At 43.5% G+C, this 18,704-nt stretch carries 24 protein-coding genes; 22 read left to right on the forward strand and 2 right to left on the reverse strand.

Going from position 1 to position 18,704, the window contains the following annotated elements; all coding sequences use genetic code 11:
- The first annotated feature begins 3 nt into the window (after positions 1 to 3).
- From rplF to JZY04_RS08725, 16 genes are all read left to right on the forward strand, one after another.
- Complete coding sequence (rplF, locus tag JZY04_RS08650; protein WP_005782214.1) at positions 4 to 573, forward strand: 50S ribosomal protein L6; 570 nt, start codon at positions 4 to 6, stop codon at positions 571 to 573.
- 21 nt (positions 574 to 594) lie between these two features.
- A complete protein-coding gene (gene rplR, locus JZY04_RS08655) occupies positions 595 to 939 on the forward strand; it encodes a 50S ribosomal protein L18 (protein WP_005782216.1) in 345 nt (114 codons plus the stop codon).
- A gap of 5 nt (positions 940 to 944) precedes the next feature.
- Positions 945 to 1,463, forward strand: coding sequence for a 30S ribosomal protein S5 (gene rpsE, locus JZY04_RS08660; RefSeq protein WP_005782218.1), 519 nt, complete (start codon positions 945 to 947; stop codon positions 1,461 to 1,463).
- A 10-nt stretch (positions 1,464 to 1,473) separates the two neighbouring features.
- Entirely contained in the window at positions 1,474 to 1,650 is a 177-nt protein-coding gene (gene rpmD, locus JZY04_RS08665; protein WP_005782220.1) for a 50S ribosomal protein L30, read from the forward strand.
- A 30-nt stretch (positions 1,651 to 1,680) separates the two neighbouring features.
- Complete coding sequence (gene rplO, locus JZY04_RS08670) at positions 1,681 to 2,127, forward strand: 50S ribosomal protein L15 (protein WP_005782221.1); 447 nt, start codon at positions 1,681 to 1,683, stop codon at positions 2,125 to 2,127.
- Positions 2,128 to 2,131: 4 nt separating this feature from the next.
- Entirely contained in the window at positions 2,132 to 3,478 is a 1,347-nt protein-coding gene (gene secY / locus JZY04_RS08675) for a preprotein translocase subunit SecY (protein ID WP_005782223.1), read from the forward strand.
- A 14-nt stretch (positions 3,479 to 3,492) separates the two neighbouring features.
- Positions 3,493 to 4,290, forward strand: coding sequence for a type I methionyl aminopeptidase (map, locus tag JZY04_RS08680; RefSeq protein WP_122143400.1), 798 nt, complete (start codon positions 3,493 to 3,495; stop codon positions 4,288 to 4,290).
- Between the two features lie 3 nt (positions 4,291 to 4,293).
- Positions 4,294 to 4,512, forward strand: a complete 219-nt coding sequence (gene infA / locus JZY04_RS08685) for a translation initiation factor IF-1 (protein ID WP_002558052.1) — start codon at positions 4,294 to 4,296, stop codon at positions 4,510 to 4,512.
- An 8-nt stretch (positions 4,513 to 4,520) separates the two neighbouring features.
- Positions 4,521 to 4,637: a type B 50S ribosomal protein L36 gene (ykgO, locus tag JZY04_RS08690; protein ID WP_002558051.1), complete on the forward strand. Its 117-nt coding sequence runs from the start codon at positions 4,521 to 4,523 to the stop codon at positions 4,635 to 4,637.
- Between the two features lie 33 nt (positions 4,638 to 4,670).
- Entirely contained in the window at positions 4,671 to 5,051 is a 381-nt protein-coding gene (rpsM, locus tag JZY04_RS08695) for a 30S ribosomal protein S13 (RefSeq protein ID WP_002558050.1), read from the forward strand.
- 11 nt (positions 5,052 to 5,062) lie between these two features.
- Positions 5,063 to 5,452, forward strand: coding sequence for a 30S ribosomal protein S11 (rpsK, locus tag JZY04_RS08700; RefSeq protein WP_004296327.1), 390 nt, complete (start codon positions 5,063 to 5,065; stop codon positions 5,450 to 5,452).
- A gap of 119 nt (positions 5,453 to 5,571) precedes the next feature.
- Positions 5,572 to 6,177 (forward strand): 30S ribosomal protein S4, encoded by a 606-nt coding sequence (gene rpsD / locus JZY04_RS08705; protein ID WP_005782227.1) that lies wholly within the window; start codon positions 5,572 to 5,574, stop codon positions 6,175 to 6,177.
- An 11-nt stretch (positions 6,178 to 6,188) separates the two neighbouring features.
- Positions 6,189 to 7,181 carry a DNA-directed RNA polymerase subunit alpha gene (locus JZY04_RS08710; protein ID WP_005782229.1) on the forward strand — a complete coding sequence of 331 codons (993 nt, stop codon included), beginning with the start codon at positions 6,189 to 6,191 and terminating at the stop codon, positions 7,179 to 7,181.
- A 3-nt stretch (positions 7,182 to 7,184) separates the two neighbouring features.
- The gene (rplQ, locus tag JZY04_RS08715) at positions 7,185 to 7,670 is read left to right on the forward strand and encodes a 50S ribosomal protein L17 (protein WP_005811343.1); all 486 of its coding nucleotides are present in this window, start codon (positions 7,185 to 7,187) and stop codon (positions 7,668 to 7,670) included.
- A 136-nt stretch (positions 7,671 to 7,806) separates the two neighbouring features.
- Positions 7,807 to 8,214 carry a hypothetical protein gene (locus JZY04_RS08720; protein WP_032531568.1) on the forward strand — a complete coding sequence of 136 codons (408 nt, stop codon included), beginning with the start codon at positions 7,807 to 7,809 and terminating at the stop codon, positions 8,212 to 8,214.
- A gap of 108 nt (positions 8,215 to 8,322) precedes the next feature.
- Positions 8,323 to 8,862, forward strand: coding sequence for a hypothetical protein (locus JZY04_RS08725; RefSeq protein WP_005811337.1), 540 nt, complete (start codon positions 8,323 to 8,325; stop codon positions 8,860 to 8,862).
- A gap of 33 nt (positions 8,863 to 8,895) precedes the next feature.
- Here the strand turns inward: JZY04_RS08725 and JZY04_RS08730 are convergent, their stop codons facing one another.
- Both JZY04_RS08730 and JZY04_RS08735 read right to left on the reverse strand, forming a co-directional pair.
- Positions 8,896 to 10,710, reverse strand: a complete 1,815-nt coding sequence (locus JZY04_RS08730; protein ID WP_122143399.1) for a MutS family DNA mismatch repair protein — start codon at positions 10,708 to 10,710, stop codon at positions 8,896 to 8,898.
- 168 nt (positions 10,711 to 10,878) lie between these two features.
- Positions 10,879 to 11,043 carry a hypothetical protein gene (locus JZY04_RS08735; protein ID WP_220575440.1) on the reverse strand — a complete coding sequence of 55 codons (165 nt, stop codon included), beginning with the start codon at positions 11,041 to 11,043 and terminating at the stop codon, positions 10,879 to 10,881.
- A gap of 226 nt (positions 11,044 to 11,269) precedes the next feature.
- Between JZY04_RS08735 and JZY04_RS08740 the strand changes: the two genes are divergently transcribed.
- The 6 genes from JZY04_RS08740 (at position 11,270) to hutH (ending at position 18,473) form a co-directional block, all read left to right on the forward strand.
- Positions 11,270 to 11,902 carry a DUF6563 family protein gene (locus tag JZY04_RS08740; protein ID WP_122143397.1) on the forward strand — a complete coding sequence of 211 codons (633 nt, stop codon included), beginning with the start codon at positions 11,270 to 11,272 and terminating at the stop codon, positions 11,900 to 11,902.
- A gap of 148 nt (positions 11,903 to 12,050) precedes the next feature.
- The gene (locus JZY04_RS08745) at positions 12,051 to 14,033 is read left to right on the forward strand and encodes a urocanate hydratase (RefSeq protein WP_122143396.1); all 1,983 of its coding nucleotides are present in this window, start codon (positions 12,051 to 12,053) and stop codon (positions 14,031 to 14,033) included.
- A gap of 125 nt (positions 14,034 to 14,158) precedes the next feature.
- Complete coding sequence (gene ftcD, locus JZY04_RS08750; RefSeq protein ID WP_122143395.1) at positions 14,159 to 15,061, forward strand: glutamate formimidoyltransferase; 903 nt, start codon at positions 14,159 to 14,161, stop codon at positions 15,059 to 15,061.
- 6 nt (positions 15,062 to 15,067) lie between these two features.
- On the forward strand, positions 15,068 to 16,321 hold the full coding sequence (gene hutI, locus JZY04_RS08755) for an imidazolonepropionase (RefSeq protein WP_122143394.1): 1,254 nt from the start codon (positions 15,068 to 15,070) through the stop codon (positions 16,319 to 16,321).
- A 29-nt stretch (positions 16,322 to 16,350) separates the two neighbouring features.
- Entirely contained in the window at positions 16,351 to 16,980 is a 630-nt protein-coding gene (locus JZY04_RS08760) for a cyclodeaminase/cyclohydrolase family protein (RefSeq protein ID WP_005782244.1), read from the forward strand.
- Positions 16,977 to 18,473 (forward strand): histidine ammonia-lyase, encoded by a 1,497-nt coding sequence (hutH, locus tag JZY04_RS08765; protein WP_005811324.1) that lies wholly within the window; start codon positions 16,977 to 16,979, stop codon positions 18,471 to 18,473. Before JZY04_RS08760 ends, hutH begins: the two co-directional genes overlap by 4 nt.
- Positions 18,474 to 18,704 lie beyond the last annotated feature (231 nt).

Here is an 18,704-nt window from a genome sequence, read left to right on the forward strand (position 1 = left end):
GCAATGTCAAGAATAGGAAAATTACCCATTAGTATTCCCGCTGGAGTAACAGTTACTCTGAACGGTGAAGTGGTTACTGTTAAAGGACCCAAAGGTGAACTTAGCCAGTATGTGAACCCGGCTATCAATATTGCTATTGAAGATGGACACATCACTTTAACTGAAAACGAAAATGCAATGCTGGATAATCCCAAGCAGAAACATGCATTTCACGGTTTGTATCGTTCATTAGTACACAACATGGTTGTTGGTGTCTCTGAAGGATATAAGAAAGAATTGGAGCTTGTTGGTGTTGGCTATCGTGCTTCTAATCAAGGAAATATCATTGAATTAGCATTAGGATATACACACAATATCTTTATACAGTTGCCTCCTGAAGTCAAAGTAGAGACAAAGTCAGAAAGAAATAAGAATCCTCTTATTCTTTTAGAGTCTTGTGACAAACAATTGCTTGGTCAAGTTTGCTCTAAGATACGTTCTTTCCGTAAGCCCGAACCGTATAAAGGTAAAGGTATTAAGTTTGTTGGCGAGGTAATTCGCAGAAAGTCTGGTAAATCAGCCGGTGCTAAGTAATTTACGTAAATTTGTATTATTATGACAACAAAAATAGAAAGACGAATTAAGATCAAATATAGAGTACGCAATAAAGTGTCAGGTACTGCTGCACGTCCGCGTATGAGTGTATTTAGAAGTAACAAGCAAATCTATGTCCAGATTATCGACGATTTGTCAGGTAAGACATTGGCTGCTGCCTCTTCACTGGGTATGACTGAGAAGTTGCCTAAGAAAGAAGTTGCTGCTAAAGTAGGTGAGATGATTGCAAAAAAGGCTCAGGAAGCAGGTATTACGACTGTTGTTTTCGACCGTAATGGTTACTTGTATCATGGGAGAGTAAAAGAAGTAGCTGATGCTGCTCGTAACGGTGGACTTAAATTTTAATCATTATGGCAGGAGTTAATAATAGAGTTAAGATTACTAACGATATAGAACTGAAAGACAGATTAGTTGCTATTAATCGTGTTACTAAAGTAACCAAAGGTGGTAGAACTTTTAGTTTCTCTGCAATTGTAGTTGTAGGTAACGAAGAAGGTATTATCGGTTGGGGACTTGGTAAAGCTGGTGAAGTAACAGCAGCTATCGCTAAAGGTGTTGAGTCGGCTAAGAAAAACCTGACAAGAGTACCTGTACTGAAAGGTACTGTTCCTCACGAACAGACAGCTAAGTTTGGTGGTGCTGAGGTATTCATCAAACCTGCTTCTCATGGTACTGGCGTTGTAGCCGGTGGTGCTATGCGTGCTGTATTGGAAAGTGTTGGTGTAACTGACGTTTTGGCTAAATCAAAAGGTTCTTCAAATCCGCATAACCTCGTGAAGGCTACTATCATGGCTTTGGGCGAAATGCGTGATGCAAGAATGATTGCTCAAAACAGAGGAATTAGTGTTGAAAAAGTATTTAGAGGATAAGGAGGGAGATATGTCAATTATAAAGATCAAACAAGTTAAAAGTAGAATTGGTGCTCCAGCTGATCAGAAAAGAACTCTTGATGCACTGGGACTTCGCAAATTGAACCGTGTGGTTGAACACGAAAGCACTCCTTCAATTCTTGGAATGGTAGATAAGGTTAAACACTTGGTTGCCATTGTTAAGTAATTATTTGTTGAATATAAAACGAATTACAATATGAACTTAAGTAATTTAAAACCTGCAGAAGGCTCTACTAAAACAAGAAAAAGAATCGGACGTGGTCCGGGTTCTGGCTTAGGAGGAACTTCTACAAGAGGTCATAAAGGTGCTAAATCAAGATCTGGATACTCTAAAAAAATCGGTTTTGAAGGTGGTCAGATGCCTCTTCAACGTCGAGTACCTAAATTTGGTTTTAAGAACATTAATAGAGTGGAATATAAAGCTATTAACTTAGAAACAATCCAGAAATTGGCTGAAGCTAAGAAGTTGGAAAAAATAGGAGTTAATGACTTTATTGAAGCTGGATTCATTTCTTCAAGCCAGTTGGTAAAAGTATTGGGTAACGGAACTTTGACTGCTAAGCTGAGTGTAGAAGCTCATGCATTCTCTAAGAGTGCTGTTGCTGCTATTGAGGCTGCTGGTGGAAATGTAGTAAAACTCTGATTCAATGAGAAAAGCTATTGAAACATTAAAGAATATATGGAAAATTGAGGATCTGAGACAACGGATCCTCATTACCATATTGTTTGTGGCGATTTACCGTTTCGGTTCGTACGTTGTGCTGCCTGGAATCAACCCGGGTATGCTGACACAATTGCACCAACAAACAAGCGAGGGCCTTTTAGCCTTATTAAACATGTTCTCAGGAGGAGCATTTTCTAATGCGTCTATTTTCGCATTAGGAATTATGCCTTATATCTCTGCATCAATCGTTATTCAGTTGTTGGGAATCGCTGTGCCGTATTTCCAGAAACTTCAGCGAGAAGGAGAAAGTGGCAGAAGAAAGATGAATCAATATACTCGTTATTTGACGATTGCTATTTTATTGGTTCAGGCCCCTTCTTATTTGCTCAATCTTAAAATGCAGGCTGGACCTTCCTTAAATGCTTCATTAGATTGGACTCTTTTCATGGTTACTTCTACCATTATTTTGGCAGCTGGAAGTATGTTTATCCTGTGGCTTGGTGAAAGAATCACGGATAAAGGTATTGGTAATGGTATTTCATTTATCATCTTGATTGGTATTATTGCTCGTCTTCCGCAGTCATTGTTCCAGGAGTTGATTTCCCGTATGACTGATAAGACTGGTGGTTTAATCATGTTCTTATTTGAAATAGTATTCCTGCTGATAGTAATTGCAGGAGCAATTCTTTTAGTACAAGGCACAAGAAAAATTCCTGTACAGTATGCAAAAAGAATTGTCGGTAATAAACAGTACGGTGGTGCAAGACAGTACATTCCTTTAAAAGTGAATGCTGCTGGTGTGATGCCTATCATTTTTGCTCAGGCAATCATGTTTATTCCGATCACTTTCATTGGCTTTTCTAACACGAACAATGTAAGTGGTTTTGTACATGCATTTACTGACCATACGAGTTTCTGGTATAATTTTGTTTTTGCAGTAATGATTATCTTATTTACGTATTTCTATACTGCGATAACCATTAACCCGACTCAAATGGCCGAGGATATGAAGAGAAATAATGGTTTCATTCCGGGAATTAAGCCAGGTAAGAAAACTGCTGAGTATATCGATGACATCATGTCACGTATTACTTTGCCGGGTTCTTTCTTTTTGGCTTTCATTGCTATTATGCCCGCATTTGCCGGCATCTTTGGTGTGAAGGCTGAGTTTGCTCAATTCTTCGGTGGTACGTCTCTGTTAATTCTTGTAGGTGTTGTTTTAGATACGCTGCAACAGGTTGAAAGTCATTTGTTGATGAGACATTATGATGGCTTGTTGAAGTCAGGTCGTATCAAAGGACGCACTGGTAGTAGTGTAGCTGCATATTAATTCTTTGAGTAGAAATGATATTTCTTAAAACAGAAGATGAAATAGAGCTGCTCCGTCAGAGTAACTTGCTTGTTGGGAGAACGCTGGCTGAAGTTGCCAAATTAGTGAAACCGGGAGTTACCACAAAAGAACTGGATAAGGTAGCGGAAGAGTTTATCAGAGATCATGGTGCTGTCCCTACTTTTAAAGGCTTTCCTAATCAATATGGAGATCCGTTTCCAGCTTCATTATGCACATCGGTTAATGAAGAGGTTGTGCATGGAATTCCGGGAGATATCGTGTTGAAAGACGGTGATATTGTTTCGGTGGATTGTGGGACATACATGAATGGTTTCTGTGGTGATTCGGCTTATACCTTTTGTGTTGGTGAGGTGGACGAAGAAGTTCGTCAATTGTTGAAGGTGACTAAAGAGGCGTTGTATATTGGTATTCAGAATGCTGTACAAGGGAAGAGAATCGGTGATATCGGATATGCTATCCAGCACTATTGTGAATCCCATTCTTATGGTGTAGTGCGTGAGTTTGTCGGTCACGGGATTGGTAAAGACATGCACGAAGATCCTCAAGTTCCAAATTATGGTAAAAGGGGATATGGAACACTTTTGAAAAAAGGTCTTTGTATTGCAATTGAGCCGATGATTACGCAAGGTGACCGACAAGTGATTATGGAACGTGACGGATGGACAGTGAGAACAAGAGATCGGAAATGTGCCGCACACTTTGAGCATACCATTGCGGTAGGTGCAGGCGGGGCTGATATTCTGTCATCATTTAAATTCATAGAAGAAGTTTTAGGAGATAAAGCGATATAATATATGGCAAAGCAATCTGCAATAGAACAAGATGGAGTTATAGTTGAAGCATTGTCTAATGCAATGTTTCGTGTTGAATTAGAAAACGGGCATGAGATTACTGCTCATATTTCCGGTAAGATGAGAATGCATTACATTAAGATCTTGCCGGGTGATAAAGTAAGAGTCGAAATGTCTCCTTACGACTTATCGAAAGGAAGAATTGTATTTAGATATAAATAAAATAAGATATGAAAGTAAGAGCATCATTAAAGAAACGTACGCCAGAATGTAAGATCGTTAGACGTAATGGCCGTTTGTATGTTATTAACAAGAAAAATCCTAAGTATAAACAACGTCAAGGATAATTTATTATTTTTGCAAAAAAAATAATTTAGTATATGGCTATAAGAATAGTTGGTGTAGATTTACCTCAAAATAAGAGAGGTGAGATTGCGTTGACCTATGTATATGGAATAGGTCGTAGTAGTTCAGCAAAAATTTTAGATAAAGCTGGTGTAGACAAAGATCTGAAGGTGAAAGACTGGACAGATGATCAGGCTGCAAAGATTCGTGAGATCATCGGTGCAGAGTATAAAGTTGAAGGTGATCTTCGTTCTGAAGTACAATTGAACATTAAGCGATTAATGGATATTGGTTGCTACCGTGGTGTACGTCACCGTATTGGTCTGCCTGTAAGAGGTCAGAGCACTAAAAACAATGCACGTACTCGTAAGGGTAGAAAGAAAACCGTTGCAAATAAGAAAAAAGCTACTAAATAATAATTGTTGATATGGCAAAAAAAACAGTCGCAGCTAAGAAGAGAAATGTTAAGGTAGATGCTAATGGACAATTGCATGTTCATTCATCTTTCAACAATATTATTGTTTCTCTTGCAAATAGTGAAGGGCAGATTATCTCTTGGTCGTCTGCAGGAAAGATGGGATTTAGAGGTTCTAAAAAGAATACTCCTTATGCAGCTCAGATGGCTGCCCAGGATTGTGCTAAAATTGCATTTGATCTTGGCCTGAGAAAGGTAAAAGCATATGTTAAAGGTCCGGGTAACGGACGCGAGTCTGCTATCAGAACGATTCATGGTGCAGGTATTGAGGTTACAGAAATTATTGACGTAACTCCGCTTCCGCATAACGGCTGTCGTCCTCCGAAAAGACGTAGAGTTTAAGATTTACCTTTAATAAAAATGATACTTGATTTTGTTTTTGGATTGCATTAATTTCTTCTCTGTAATCGCGGCTGCAACAAATTGAGTTCATGAATAAACAATTAAATATTTAAAAAGAAATGGCTAGATATACTGGACCAAAATCAAGAATAGCCCGTAAATTCGGTGAAGGTATCTTTGGAGCTGATAAAGTTTTGTCGAAGAAAAACTATCCTCCCGGACAGCACGGAAATTCAAGAAAAAGAAAAACTTCTGAATATGGTATTCAGCTTCGTGAGAAACAGAAAGCTAAATATACTTATGGAGTATTAGAAAAACAATTCCGCAATTTGTTCGAAAAGGCAGCTACAGCTAAAGGTATTACCGGTGAGGTACTTCTCCAGATGCTTGAAGGTCGTCTTGACAACCTTGTGTTCCGTTTGGGTATTGCTCCTACACGTGCAGCTGCTCGTCAGTTGGTAAGCCACAGACACATTACGGTTGACGGACAGGTAGTGAACATTCCTTCATACGCAGTTAAACCGGGTCAGCTGATTGGCGTTCGTGAAAGATCTAAATCTTTGGAAGTAATTGCTAATTCTCTCGCTGGTTTCAATCACAGCAAATATGCTTGGTTGGAATGGGATGAAGCTTCAAAGGTAGGCAAATTGTTGCACATTCCTGAAAGAGCAGACATTCCTGAAAACATTAAAGAGCATTTGATTGTTGAATTGTATTCTAAATAATAATTAATTTCATGGCGATATTAGCATTTCAAAAACCTGATAAAGTATTAATGTTGGAAGCGGATGCCAAATTCGGTAAATTCGAATTTCGTCCCTTGGAACCCGGTTTTGGTATTACCGTTGGTAATGCTTTGCGCCGTATCCTCCTTTCTTCATTAGAAGGTTTTGCTATCACCACTATCCGCATAGAAGGTGTTGAGCACGAATTTTCTAGTGTTCCTGGAGTAAAAGAGGATGTTACCAACATTATCTTGAATCTGAAACAAGTGAGATTCAAGCAAGTAGTTGAAGAATTCGAGAGCGAAAAAGTGAGCATCACTATCGAGAATTCTAGTGAATTTAAAGCAGGTGACATAGGTAAGTATTTGACTGGATTTGAAGTGTTAAATCCGGAATTAGTTATTTGTCATTTAGATTCTAAAGCAACTATGCAGATTGACATTACGATTAACAAAGGTCGTGGTTACGTCCCCGCTGATGAAAACCGCGAATATTGTACCGATGTTAATGTAATTCCAATCGATTCAATCTATACGCCGATACGTAATGTTAAGTACGCTGTAGAAAACTTCCGCGTTGAGCAGAAGACTGACTACGAGAAGTTGGTACTTGAAATTACTACCGACGGTTCCATTCACCCGAAAGAAGCTCTGAAAGAAGCTGCTAAAATTCTGATTTATCACTTCATGTTATTCTCTGACGAAAAGATTACTCTTGAAAGTAATGACGTTGATGGTAACGAAGAGTTTGATGAAGAAGTATTGCATATGCGTCAGCTGTTGAAGACTAAGCTTGTCGATATGGATCTGTCAGTACGTGCCCTCAATTGTTTGAAGGCAGCTGATGTTGAAACATTGGGCGACTTGGTACAGTTCAACAAAACTGACTTGCTGAAATTCAGAAATTTCGGAAAGAAATCGCTTACCGAGCTTGATGATTTGCTGGAAAGTCTGAATCTGTCGTTTGGAACCGATATTTCTAAATATAAATTAGATAAAGAATAAAAAATGAGACATAATAAAAAATTCAATCATTTAGGTCGTACTGCTTCTCACAGAAGTGCTATGTTATCTAACATGGCTTGTTCTTTGATCAAGCACAAAAGAATCACTACGACTGTAGCAAAGGCAAAAGCTTTGAAGAAATTCGTTGAGCCTTTGATCACAAAGTCTAAAGAAGACACAACAAACTCTCGTCGTGTTGTATTTAGCAACTTGCAGGATAAATTTGCTGTAACAGAATTGTTCAAAGAAATCTCTGTGAAGATTGCTGACCGTCCGGGTGGTTACACTCGCATCATCAAGACAGGAAACCGTTTGGGTGACAATGCTGAAATGTGCTTCATCGAACTCGTTGACTACAACGAAAACATGGCTAAAGAGAAAGTTGCTAAGAAAGCCACTCGTACTCGTCGTTCAAAGAAAGCTACTGAAGCTGCTCCTGCTGCTGAAGCTCCCGCTACTGAAGAACCGAAAGCTGAATCAGCAGAATAATTCAACAATTATTCTTATAGATATAAAAAAGGCTGCTCCGAAAGAGTGGCCTTTTTGTTGATTTTACTAAAGATACTTTAAAATGATTTGAAGATGAACAGTTTGACTGAATAATCTGTTATATTTGCAGGTAGATATGGCAAAGTTCATTAAAATTATATTGTTCATGTTGTTCGCTGTAGCGCTTCATTGTGTAGCCAACAACTATTTCGCAGGAGAACAGGCGGAACAAGATACCTATATGGCTATGTCAGTGCTTAAAGGAGATACGCACGAAACTGTTAGCAGTCCCCAGGCTCCCTACTTTCCTGATGCCGAATTGGCCGGAGCAGGTATTCAGGTTCATCAAATTGCGATGTCACGTATACAGCGCATTCAAGCAGCCGAATATGTTTTCTCTTTAAAAGGTCTTGCCCAAAGGTTGGCAGACCGGGATGCTGCCTTGTCTCAGCATTGGGGAAAACTCTATGATACCACTACTTCTTATTGTTGTCATCCAGTAAGCGAATACTATGTTTTCGCTCTAAGGCGCATTATCGTATAGGAGTTTAATTTATTAGTTCTATTATTATTTTGATTTACTGTACCTGCTAAAAAATAGGTATGGTACTATTTTCAGCTATTATTCACTAATAATTTAAACTTAGATATTATGACAACCCAAGCTATTGATGCAACTATTTTTGCATCTTCACACCCAGATATTGCAAAACGTACCAGTATTTCAGGACTTATCTTCTCTTGCGTCATGTTATTGGCGGGAGTGATCGCGTTTGTGTCTACCTTCGAAATGGAAGACCGTTCGTCGACTGTCAGTATGGGGCTTATGGTGCTCGGCACTGCCTTATTCCTGGTTGGAGTCTTCCGGCTGTTTTGGAAATCCAAAGAGATTGTTTATTTACCGACAGGTAGTGTCGCCAAAGAGCAGAGCATCTTTTTTGATCTGAAGCATTTGGATGAATTGACAGATATGGTGAAATCGGGTGATTTCTCTTTGCAGTCCGCAGCTAAAGGAGGTACCAGCGGAAACCTGCGTTTAGACGTAATGCTTTCTGAAGATAAGAAGTTTGCTGCCGTACAACTGTTCCAGTTTGTGCCCTATACTTATAACCCGATAACTTCCGTGCGTTATTTCACTAATGGTGAAGCAGCTTCCATCGCAGCTTTTTTGACTAAGATCAAAGGGCATTGATCCTTTAATTCAAGTTTCAATATATCATGGGGATCAGTCGTCGATGACGGCTATCCCCATTTTCTTCATCAGGAAACAAGCATTCATATTCTGTGCTACGCCGTCTCTGAGTTTGTATGAGAAAGTAAGTTCGTTGTTAGTGATGTCCGCTTCAAAACAATAGTTGTGGATGTCTTCAGGAAATAAATCGATAAGGGAACCGAGCAAGAGGTCGTGAGTGGCTATGATTCCATTTGCTTGCAGAGCCATAAACTGTTTGATCAATGCGAAAGATCCTTTTTGTTTGTCCATGGAATTCGTTCCCTTCAGAATCTCGTCGAGTATAATGAAAAGTTCTTCTCCCGAGTTTAGTTTATCGATAATAAGTTTCAGTCGTTTCAACTCTGCAAAGAAGTATGATTCATTTTCTGTCAAAGAGTCGGTTGTGCGTAGACTTGTGATAAGCTGTGCCGGATATAACTTCATCTTTTCCGCCCAGACAGGGGCTCCTATACACGCCAGCAGATAGCTTACCCCTATGGTTCTCAGATAGGTGCTTTTTCCTGCCATATTTGCTCCTGTGATAATAACAAAGAAAGGTCGTTTTGCAATCTGAATATCATTGCGTACACATTTATCTCGATCCATCAACGGATGTCCCAGTGCTTCGGCCTCTATACAGAATGGTTTGGACGCGATTTCTGGAAATACATATCCGGGGTGATTGTAGGCGAAAGTGGCCAATGAGCAATAGGCATCCATTTCTCCGATTGCTTCAAGCCAATGCGGGAGGTTGGCTGCGAAACTTTCTTTCCAGGTTTCTATCTTCATCACCTGACGCAATTCCCAGAAGAGGAGTCCGTTCAGGACAAATTGCATTAGCATATTATTCCGTTGGTCCAGGGCGTTCATCAGGGCAGTGAGACGTTTCACCGCTTGCGAAGCTGTTTGCTTTTCACCTCCCACCAGTCCTTTCACCCGTTTCAGTGCGCTGCTTTCCATCTCTTTTTCCTCGATTATATGAATCAGGTGTGCATAAGTTGTCAGTATCTGCATCTTTTTGCCGTATACGGACTGCATCTGGCTGACACCTTTTGAGAAAGAGGAGCTGAGGAGACCTATACCTGCGAAGACAATTCCCCACGTGGTGAACGAGATGACACCGGCTATAGCCAGTCCGAGGCAGACGGCATTGGCCAACGGAACAAGGATGGCTAAGGTCCGGAAATACCATTTTTTTCGGTAATATTCCGGGCTTGTTGCCCAGTTCCTGATCTCTTCTTCATCGGCCGTTTTGCCTTTATGCAGCAACCCGAGTATACGGAAGTGCTGACGCATTTCCAACTCCGGAGCCAGTTCCTTTACAGCCTCCTGTCGTTTCTCTATTTCTGCTTTATTTTTCAAGTGTGTGTTCATCCATTCGGCCAGTCTCTTTTTGCCCGGTTGCGTAGCGGTACGGTTTATATACTGAAAGAGTGAATGCTCACCAAAAACATCCAGGTCATAGGTATAAAGATGTGCCGGATCGATAAACTCCTTTCCGTTGTCGAAAGCAGACGTATCGTATGCAATGGCCTGCAGTTCTTGGCGGTTGATTTCTATCTTCTTTTCAAGATAATCTTTCTGGCGGAACAAACGGTTGTGCAGTTTCACCAGCAGCAGGAAAGGGATAAAGGTGATTGCCGCGATGCCGCTGATCACCAGTCTGCTTTCACTCCAGAAGTAGATAATACCCGCAACTCCGGCTGCAAAAAGTATCAACCGTAGTGTACCGATACGATAGATGCGTCGTTTAACTTTTGCCAGTTGTGATTCCGATTCAAGGATGATTCGTTGATAAGTGTCTATGATGAGATTCAATTGTTCCATGTTCTCCTGTTGTTTGAATGCAAAAATAATATATTTAGTGTGAGTACGCCATTCTCTTGCCCGGAGCTTGTTTTTGTCAAGAGCAGATTTACTGATTATTAACGTAAGAGTCGGTTTCCGGTCTAATCTTCAGTGTTTTTCCTGTTCCTTCCGGAGAAGTTCACTTATCTACCCACGTTCTCTCCGGATGCTACCGGCATTGCGGTCCGTTGCTACCGGGAAGAGAGGGCGGAGAGCCTTGCTTTGAATGGAACGGAGCCGGTGTTTCACTTCTGAAGAGCCTTGCTTCAAGGTAGATAGAGCCTCTGTCCATGTTTCATATAAGTTTTTCAAGTCGGGTTTTACAAGGCGAATCATAAAAAAAGGGAAGCAACGGCCTCCCTTTTTCATCCCTAATATAAATTGAACGTACTTTATGATTCTGTCAGTAAAGATACGACATTACTAAGCAAAAGTCAAGTGTTTCTCTCCTTTTTCTTAAACTTTTCTTCTGAAAACTTGCTCCGGTTCGTTAAAAGGTGTACCTTTCCGCCGTGAAAATCTTTAATAGGGTGCGTTTATGAAGAAATTGTGTTTCCTGCTGTTGATGAGTTGGCTGGTGATGGAAGTTACTGCGCAGAATGTCGTATATTCCAATCTGAAAGGGCTGCTCGCTTGTGAAGGAGATACGGTTACTTCGCTGAAAGTGGAAAAACGTACAAAGAATCATATTCTGATGACCGGTGGCGCTGACTATAAGATCAGTGTCGGGTCAGACGACTCCATGTGCAAATATCTGAAGTCCCGTTGTTATGCCGTACAGGCAGATACCTCCCTTTACATCAATTGTAAACGGTTGCGTTATAAAAAGTTTCGTTTCGGAGGTTGGTATGCTCCCGCCCTGCGTATAGGAGATCATATCTATTTTAGTGCCATTCCCCTTGGTTCTGTGGCCGCAGGTAGCGATGCTACAATGGATGTAATGCTCGGCGGTAAATTTGGTGATGCCATTGCCGCTTCCGCTTTAATATCCAAACGGGTATATTATGAGATAGATCCTGAAACCAATAAGGTGGGATTTGTCGGGAAAGAGAGGATGGAGGAGTTGCTCGAAGACCATCCGGACTGGAAGACTGCCTATCTGAATGAAAATAGCGAATCGGCCAAAGTCACCGATAAATATCTGCGTCTGTTGAAGGCAGAAGAGAAATAGCGGCCGTTAGCTATCCGGTTTCTTTTATTCTTCTAACCTTTTGTTAATAAACCTACCGAAATCTTTGTAGATTCTTTCCTTTTTTCTATATTGCGAAGAGTTATCAAATTGTAACGCTGACAGTTTGCAATCCTTAATTCCGTTTATTATGAAAATGACTCTCAGCAATCAGTTGCCCGAATATCCGGCATTCGTAGAAGGTATTCGCCGGGCACCCGACCGTGGATACACCCTTTCTCCGGCGCAGACCGCCACGGCCTTGAAGAATGCATTACGTTATATCCCTGTAGACTTGCACGAAAAACTGGCTCCTGAGTTTCTGGAGGAGTTACGAACACGCGGACGTATTTATGGATACCGTTTTCGTCCGGCCGGTGATCTCAAGGCTAAACCCATTGACAAATACCGGGGGAACTGTATTGAGGGCAAAGCTTTTCAGGTGATGATTGACAATAATCTCTGTTTTGATATTGCTCTTTATCCCTACGAACTTGTTACTTATGGTGAGACCGGGCAGGTGTGTCAGAACTGGATGCAATATCGGTTGATAAAGCAATACCTTGAAGTGATGACCCGTGAACAGACCCTTGTCATTGAGTCCGGACATCCGTTGGGGCTTTTCCATTCCCGTCCGGATGCACCCCGTATTATCATTACCAACTCGATGATGGTAGGCATGTTCGACAATCAGCATGATTGGCACGAAGCAGCTCAGATGGGAGTTGCCAATTATGGGCAGATGACGGCCGGTGGATGGATGTATATCGGTCCGCAGGGCATCGTGCATGGTACATTCAATACATTGCTGAATGCCGGTCGGCTCAAGTTGGGTATTCCTCAAGATAAGGATCTGAGCGGACATTTGTTTGTCTCTTCCGGTTTGGGAGGTATGAGCGGTGCACAACCCAAGGCAGCCGAAATAGCCGGTGCTGTTTCAATTATAGCCGAAGTGGATCGTTCCCGCATCGAGACCCGCTACAATCAAGGATGGGTGGGGTATATCACTACTGATCTTCATGCAGCTTTCCGGATGGCATTGAGTGCTGCCGAACGGCACGAACCTTGTTCTGTGGCCTATCATGGTAATGTAGTTGACCTGCTTGAATATGCCGCCCAGGAAGATATTCCGATCGATCTTTTGTCCGATCAGACTTCTTGTCATGCTGTCTACGAAGGAGGGTATTGCCCCGCCGGAGTCACATTTGAAGATCGTACCCGGTTGTTGCACGAATCTCCTGAAATGTTCTGCCGATTAGTCAACGAATCCCTGCACCGTCATTTTGCGGTGATAAAGAAACTTGTTTCCCGTGGTACTTACTTTTTCGATTACGGTAACTCTTTTATGAAAGCCATCTATGATGCCGGGGTCAAAGAGATTTCACGGAATGGAGTGGATGAAAAAGACGGCTTCATCTGGCCGAGCTATGTGGAAGACATTATGGGGCCGGAACTTTTTGACTATGGATATGGTCCGTTTCGTTGGGTATGCCTGAGTGGTAAGCCCGAAGATCTTGCCAAGACTGACCGTGCTGCAATGGAGTGCATTGATGTGAAGCGCCGCGGACAAGATCTTGATAATTATAACTGGATAAAGGATGCCGGTAAGAATCAACTGGTGGTGGGCACACAAGCCCGCATTCTGTATCAGGATGCTGCCGGACGTTTAAAGATCGCCCTCCGGTTTAACGAAATGGTGCGTAACGGTGAAGTCGGTCCCATCATGCTGGGACGCGACCATCATGACGTGAGCGGGACAGACTCACCCTTCCGTGAAACTTCCAATATAAAAGACGGCAGCAACGTGATGGCCGATATGGCTGTGCAATGCTTTGCCGGAAATTGTGCCCGGGGCATGAGTCTGGTGGCGTTGCATAATGGTGGAGGTGTGGGTATCGGCAAAGCTGTCAACGGTGGTTTCGGCATGGTATGTGACGGAAGTTCGAGGGTAGACGAGATTCTCCGTTCTTCTATGCTTTGGGATGTGATGGGAGGAGTAGCCCGCCGTTCGTGGGCACGCAATGAACATGCGATGGAAACCAGTGAGGCCTTCAACCTGTCGCATGGAGATACTTATCACATTACGATGCCCTATCTGGTGGATGAAGAGCTGATAAAGGGAATAATTATTTAGAAATGAATATAACTCACCACAGATTACACGGATTCTCACAGATTAATAATTTATTTTACTGAGAATTAAATTGAAATATCTGTGTTAATCCGTGTAATCTGTGGTGAACCCAAAACCGTATAATTATGAATTGGAATAAAATCGTGGAATGCGTTCCCAACTTCAGTGAAGGGCGTGATCTTAAAAAAATAGATCGTATTGTTGCTCCGTTTCGTGCCCGTGCAGGAGTAAAGTTGCTCGATTATAGCAATGATGAAGATCATAACCGGCTGGTGGTGACTCTTGTCGGTGAACCGGAAGCCTTGCGGGATGCCGTTATCGAAGCTATCGGTGTTGCGGTGGAACTGATAGATCTCAATTATCACCAGGGACAGCACCCCCGTATGGGAGCAGTCGATGTAGTGCCTTTCATCCCTATTAAAAACGTGACGATGGATGAAGCCGTCTCTCTTTCCCGCGAGGTGGGGGAGAAAGTAGCCGGACTCTATCATCTTCCCGTTTTTCTATATGAAAAGTCGGCGACCGCTCCCCATCGTGAAAATCTTGCTGCCGTGCGTAAAGGTGAGTTCGAAGGAATGGCCGAGAAAATCAAACTTCCCGAGTGGCAGCCGGATTTTGGTCCGGCAGACCGGCATCCTACGGCCGGTACAGTTGCTATTGGTGCCCGTATGCCTCTGGTAGCCTATAATATCAACCTGAGTACCGATAATCTTGAGATAGCGACCAAGATTGCCAGGAACATCCGTCACATCAACGGTGGTCTGCGTTATGTCAAGGCGATGGGAGTGGAACTGAAAGAGCGGAACATTACCCAAGTGTCCATCAATATGACCGATTACACCCGTACGGCCCTCTATCGTGCCTTTGAGCTGGTGCGTATCGAGGCTCGCCGTTATGGGGTGACTATTATTGGAAGCGAGATTGTGGGGCTTGTTCCGATGGAAGCACTGATCGATACCGCCTCTTATTATCTCGGTTTGGAGAATTTTTCTATGCAGCAGGTGCTCGAATCACGTATAATGGAATAAAGGACCATGAGCGAAAACTTAATCATATTTAATGCCAAAGTAGTAACTCCTCTCGGCTTTTCAGCCCGGAAAGGAAAGGAGATGGCGGAACTCCAAATCTTGGAGAATGCGACAGTCGAAGTTGTGGATGGCACCATCACTTACGTCGGTCCCAACCGGGGAGAAATACGTGACGGGTATTATCATCACTTCTGGCACTACAATGCCCGCGGAAAATGTCTGCTGCCCGGTTTTGTCGATTCACATACCCATTTTGTCTTTGGGGGTGAGCGTGCCGAAGAGTTTTCTTGGCGTCTCAAAGGAGAGAGCTATATGTCTATCATGCAGCGGGGCGGTGGCATTGCCAGTACAGTGGAAGCTACCCGGAAACTCTCTTTCATCTACCTGCGTTCCAGGGCAGAGGGACTTTTGAGGAAGATGACCTCCATGGGGATCACCACCGTTGAAGGTAAAAGCGGGTACGGACTGAACCGTGAAACGGAATTGCTGCAACTCAAAGTGATGCGTAGCCTGAATAATGATGAATGTACGCGCGTGGATATTGTGCCTACCTTCCTGGGAGCACATGCGCTGCCTTCCGAATACAAAGATCGTCCCAATGACTATATCGACTTCCTGATCCGTGAACTGCTTCCCGTCATTCAGCGGGATTCATTGGCCGAGTTTTGCGATGTGTTTTGTGAAGAGGGTGTCTTTTCCGTTGAACAGTCACGTCGTTTGCTGACAGCCGCCAGAGATTACGGGCTTTTACCGAAACTTCATGCCGACGAGATCGTTTCTTTAGGAGGGGCCGAACTGGCTGCTGAGTTAGGTGCCGTCTCTGCCGACCATCTGTTGCATGCTTCCGATGCAGGTATCGAAGCTATGGCCCGTAAGGGAGTGGTTGCCACGCTCCTTCCGCTCACTGCCTTCGCATTGAAGGAACCCTATGCCCGCGGACGGGATATGATCGATGCCGGATGTGCCGTGGCATTGGCTACAGATCTGAATCCGGGAAGTTGTTTCTCCGGTTCCATACCTCTGACGTTTGCCTTGGCTTGCATCCATATGCGGTTCACTGTAGAAGAGGCCATTACGGCTCTTACTCTGAATGGTGCGGCTGCCCTTAACCGTGCCGATTCCATTGGCAGCATCGAAGTGGGTAAAAAGGGCGATTTTGTAGTGCTCGATTCTGACGATTATAATATTCTACCTTATTATGTAGGGATGAATTGCGTAAATACGACTATCAAAGGCGGAGTGCTTTATCCGTCTGTCTGAAATATAAACCCGATAATATCAGAAGAACTATGTTAGCAGAATTAACCGTAAAAGAGTTTTTAGATAAAGTAGCCGGTAGCGATCCTGTACCCGGAGGTGGTAGTATAGCGGCTCTCAATGGTGCTGTGGCTTCGGCGCTGACTGCCATGGTAGCCGGACTGACCGTTGGAAAGAAAGGGTATGAGGAACATGAGGAGCTGATGAAGCATATATCCCGCCTGAGCATTGGACAGCAAGAGCTTTTTGTCGAATACATCGATCGTGATTCCGAGGCGTATGATCGTGTTTTCGGTTGTTTTAAATTGCCTAAGACCACGGATGAAGAGAAAGCTGCCCGGAGCGCTGCTATTCAGGAAGCCACACGTTTTGCGGCACTCATCCCGATGCAGGTGGCACGCAATGCCTGCGAATTGATGGAGATTATAGCCGATGTAGCCCGTCTGGGTAACCGGAATGCCATTACCGATGCCTGTGTAGCCATGATGGCTGCCCGTTCGGCGGTATTGGGGGCTTTGCTGAATGTCCGCATCAATCTGGCTTCGCTCAAAGACACAGCCTTTGTCGACGAATTGAAGCGGGAAGCCTGCCGTCTGGAGCAATTGGCCTGTACGCGGGAGAAAGAATTACTTGAAGTTGTCAACCAAGAACTGAATCAATGAATAATGTCTATTACGTAGGCTCCGGTGAACTGACTTTCGGAATCATCGAACGCATTATTAACGAAAATCTGAAACTGGAACTGGCTCCGGAAGCCCAAAAGCGCATTCGGAAATGCCGTGACTATCTCGATCGGAAAATAGCTGCTTCCACTGAACCGTTGTATGGTATCACTACCGGATTCGGTTCGTTGTGCAGTAAAAGCATATCACCCGATGAACTCAGCACCTTGCAGGAGAACCTTGTGAAAAGCCATGCTTGCAGTGTAGGCGAGGAGATTCGTCCGGTTATAGTCAAGTTGATGCTGTTGCTCAAGGCACATGCCCTGTCTTTGGGGCATAGCGGAGTGCAAGTCATCACTGTGCAGCGCATTCTCGATTTCTTCAATAATGACGTGATGCCCATTGTCTATGACCGTGGCTCCTTAGGGGCTTCGGGCGATTTGGCACCGCTGGCCAATCTTTTCTTGCCTTTGATCGGGGTGGGCGATGTATATTATAAAGGTAAGAAGCGTGAAGCCATCAGTGTGCTCGACGAGTTTGGCTGGGAGCCTGTAAGGCTGATGAGCAAAGAGGGGCTTGCCTTGCTGAATGGTACTCAGTTTATGAGTGCCAACGGAGTTTTTGCCTTGCTCAAAGCACAGCGGCTTTCAAAGAAAGCAGATATGATTGCCGCCCTTTCGCTTGAAGCTTTTGATGGGCGTATTGATCCCTTTATGGAATGTATTCAGCAGATCCGGCCCCATCCGGGACAGATTGAAACAGGAGAAATATTCCGTCGTTTGTTGCAGGGAAGCGAGTTGATAGCCCGTCCCAAAAAGCATGTGCAGGATCCGTACTCTTTTCGTTGTATCCCCCAGGTACACGGGGCAACGAAAGATGCCATCCGGTATGTCTCCTCTGTATTGCTGACCGAAATTAATTCGGTGACGGACAACCCCACTATTTTTCCGGACGAAGATCAGATCATATCCGGTGGAAATTTCCACGGACAGCCGTTGGCCATCTCTTTCGATTTCCTTGCCATTGCGATGGCCGAATTGGGCAATATCTCTGAGCGGCGTGTGGCACAATTAATCATGGGGCTACGTGGGCTACCGGAATTTTTGGTTGCCAATCCCGGACTTAATTCCGGCTTTATGATTCCCCAATATGCCGCCGCATCCATGGTCAGCCAGAATAAGATGTACTGCTATGCGGCTTCGAGCGATTCTATCGTTTCTTCCAACGGTCAGGAAGATCATGTCAGTATGGGAGCCAATGCCGCCACTAAACTTTTTCGGGTGATGGATAATCTGGAACACATTCTCGCCATCGAGTTGATGAATGCCGCACAAGGAATAGAGTTTCGACGTCCGGCAAAAACCTCACCTATACTTGAGCGATATCTGGCTGCATATCGTAAAGAAGTCCCGTTTGTGAAAGACGATATCGTGATGTACAAAGAAATTCATAAAACGGTCGCTTTCCTCAACCGGACAAGGTCTGAGTATTAAGTCCGTTTTCTACAAGCTGTCTATATCCCGCAGGCGATATAGATAGAGCACCCCTCTGAATGTCTGCCCTTCTCCCTGCACGGAAGAGGGGCGGGAGAGGGGTTTTCTTCTTCCCTATTCATCGGAATATATCCGTCGTTTATCGATTTTTCTCTTTCGGTGGGCGGGAATACCTTTCTGAAAGTATCTCTTAGCCTTATCTTTGCATCATTGATTTCTGTTAACACTTGT

The sequence above is a fragment of the Bacteroides sp. 11BF genome, assembly GCF_019633765.1.
Taxonomy (GTDB): domain Bacteria; phylum Bacteroidota; class Bacteroidia; order Bacteroidales; family Bacteroidaceae; genus Bacteroides; species Bacteroides hominis.

Bases quoted from the DNA above. Each gene is read 5' to 3' on its own strand.
- ykgO (WP_002558051.1), top strand. From the start codon at position 4,521: ATGAAAGTAAGAGCATCATTAAAGAAACGTACGCCAGAATGTAAGATC.
- rplO (WP_005782221.1), top strand. From the start codon at position 1,681: ATGAACTTAAGTAATTTAAAACCTGCAGAAGGCTCTACTAAAACAAGA.
- rpsE (WP_005782218.1), top strand. From the start codon at position 945: ATGGCAGGAGTTAATAATAGAGTTAAGATTACTAACGATATAGAACTG.
- rplR (WP_005782216.1), top strand. From the start codon at position 595: ATGACAACAAAAATAGAAAGACGAATTAAGATCAAATATAGAGTACGC.
- JZY04_RS08745 (WP_122143396.1), top strand. From the start codon at position 12,051: ATGAAAATGACTCTCAGCAATCAGTTGCCCGAATATCCGGCATTCGTA.
- JZY04_RS08730 (WP_122143399.1), bottom strand. From the start codon at position 10,710: ATGGAACAATTGAATCTCATCATAGACACTTATCAACGAATCATCCTT.
- rplQ (WP_005811343.1), top strand. From the start codon at position 7,185: ATGAGACATAATAAAAAATTCAATCATTTAGGTCGTACTGCTTCTCAC.
- JZY04_RS08710 (WP_005782229.1), top strand. From the start codon at position 6,189: ATGGCGATATTAGCATTTCAAAAACCTGATAAAGTATTAATGTTGGAA.
- ftcD (WP_122143395.1), top strand. From the start codon at position 14,159: ATGAATTGGAATAAAATCGTGGAATGCGTTCCCAACTTCAGTGAAGGG.
- map (WP_122143400.1), top strand. From the start codon at position 3,493: ATGATATTTCTTAAAACAGAAGATGAAATAGAGCTGCTCCGTCAGAGT.
- rplF (WP_005782214.1), top strand. From the start codon at position 4: ATGTCAAGAATAGGAAAATTACCCATTAGTATTCCCGCTGGAGTAACA.
- secY (WP_005782223.1), top strand. From the start codon at position 2,132: ATGAGAAAAGCTATTGAAACATTAAAGAATATATGGAAAATTGAGGAT.
- JZY04_RS08760 (WP_005782244.1), top strand. From the start codon at position 16,351: ATGTTAGCAGAATTAACCGTAAAAGAGTTTTTAGATAAAGTAGCCGGT.
- rpsK (WP_004296327.1), top strand. From the start codon at position 5,063: ATGGCAAAAAAAACAGTCGCAGCTAAGAAGAGAAATGTTAAGGTAGAT.
- JZY04_RS08740 (WP_122143397.1), top strand. From the start codon at position 11,270: ATGAAGAAATTGTGTTTCCTGCTGTTGATGAGTTGGCTGGTGATGGAA.
- rpsD (WP_005782227.1), top strand. From the start codon at position 5,572: ATGGCTAGATATACTGGACCAAAATCAAGAATAGCCCGTAAATTCGGT.
- rpmD (WP_005782220.1), top strand. From the start codon at position 1,474: ATGTCAATTATAAAGATCAAACAAGTTAAAAGTAGAATTGGTGCTCCA.
- JZY04_RS08725 (WP_005811337.1), top strand. From the start codon at position 8,323: ATGACAACCCAAGCTATTGATGCAACTATTTTTGCATCTTCACACCCA.
- infA (WP_002558052.1), top strand. From the start codon at position 4,294: ATGGCAAAGCAATCTGCAATAGAACAAGATGGAGTTATAGTTGAAGCA.
- hutH (WP_005811324.1), top strand. From the start codon at position 16,977: ATGAATAATGTCTATTACGTAGGCTCCGGTGAACTGACTTTCGGAATC.
- JZY04_RS08720 (WP_032531568.1), top strand. From the start codon at position 7,807: ATGGCAAAGTTCATTAAAATTATATTGTTCATGTTGTTCGCTGTAGCG.
- hutI (WP_122143394.1), top strand. From the start codon at position 15,068: ATGAGCGAAAACTTAATCATATTTAATGCCAAAGTAGTAACTCCTCTC.
- rpsM (WP_002558050.1), top strand. From the start codon at position 4,671: ATGGCTATAAGAATAGTTGGTGTAGATTTACCTCAAAATAAGAGAGGT.